The 1,398-nt window shown below is 67.6% G+C and carries 1 protein-coding gene; it reads left to right on the top strand.

Going from position 1 to position 1,398, the window contains the following annotated elements; genetic code table 11:
• Positions 1–1,396 (top strand): alpha-amylase (locus C1I95_RS33915; RefSeq protein WP_438941368.1); only part of this gene is annotated, 1,396 nt, incomplete at its 5' end.
• Positions 1,397–1,398: the final 2 nt, after the last annotated feature.

The following is a 1,398-nucleotide window of genomic DNA, read 5'->3' as shown; positions in this document are numbered from 1 at the left end:
CCTCCTCACCCCCACCGTCGTGACGGCACCCCCCGCCGTCGCCGCCCCGGCCGGCGGCAAGAAGGTCATCGCCAACCTCTTCGAGTGGAACTGGCCCTCGGTGGCCAGCGAGTGCACCAGCACGCTCGGCCCGAAGGGCTACGGCTACGTCCAGGTCTCACCACCGCAGGAGCACGTACGCGGCAACCAGTGGTGGGTGGCGTACCAGCCGGTCAGCTACCGGATCGAGTCCCGCAAGGGCACCCGCGACCAGTTCCGGTCCATGGTGACCACCTGCCAGGCGGCCGGCGTCAAGGTCATCGTGGACGCGGTCATCAACCACATGTCCGGCCAGGCCAACGGCGGCACCGGCTGGGCCGGGTCGTCGTACCAGCACTACGTCTACCCCGGCATCTACCAGGCGCAGGACTTCCACTACTGCGGCCGCAACGGCAACGACGACATCGTCAACTACAACGACCGGTACGAGGTGCAGAACTGCGAGCTGGTCAACCTCGCCGACCTGAAGACGGAGTCGGACTACGTCCGCTCCCGGCTCGCCGCGTACCTCAACGACCTGCTGTCGCTCGGCGTGGACGGCTTCCGGCTGGACGCCAGCAAGCACATGCCGGCCGCCGACATCGCCAACATCCTCAGCCGGCTGAGCCGGTCGGCGTACATCGTGCAGGAGGTCATCTACGGCGCCGGCGAGCCGATCCGGCCCGAGGAGTACACCGGCAACGGCGACGTGCACGAGTTCCGCTACGGCAAGGATCTGGCCCGGGTCTTCCGCTCCGAGCGGCTGGCCTACCTGCGCAACTTCGGTGAGGGTTGGGGCCACCTGCCCACCGGCCGCGCCTCGGTGTTCATCGACAACCACGACACCCAGCGCGACGACGGCGGCGTGCTCACCTACCGCGACCGGGGCATCTACGCGCTGGCCAACGCGTTCATGCTGGCCTGGCCGTACGGCTCGCCGACGGTGATGTCCAGCTACACCTACAGCAACCGGGACGCCGGCCCGCCCTCGGACGGCAACAACAAGACCCTAAACACGGCTTGCTACTCGGGCTGGGAGTGCGAGCACCGCTGGCCGGTGATCGCGAACATGGTCGGCTTCCGCAACGCCACCGAAGGCACCGGGGTCAGCAACTGGTACGACAACGGCTACCAGCACATCGCGTTCAGCCGCACCGGCAAGGGCTATATCACCATCAACGACGAGGACTTCGCGATCAACGGCCGCTCCTACTACACCGGACTACCGGCCGGCCGATACTGCGACGTCATCCACGGCACCTTCTCCGCCAACACCTGTAGCGGCCCGGTGATCACAGTGGACGCCAACGGCTGGTTCACCGCCAACGTCCCCGCTCACGACGCCATCGCCATCCACGCCTCCGCCCGCCTCCCCTAACC

Source organism: Micromonospora craterilacus (assembly GCF_003236315.1).
Taxonomy (GTDB): Bacteria; Actinomycetota; Actinomycetes; order Mycobacteriales; family Micromonosporaceae; genus Micromonospora; species Micromonospora craterilacus.
This window is presented reverse-complemented; position numbering and strand designations above follow the sequence as displayed.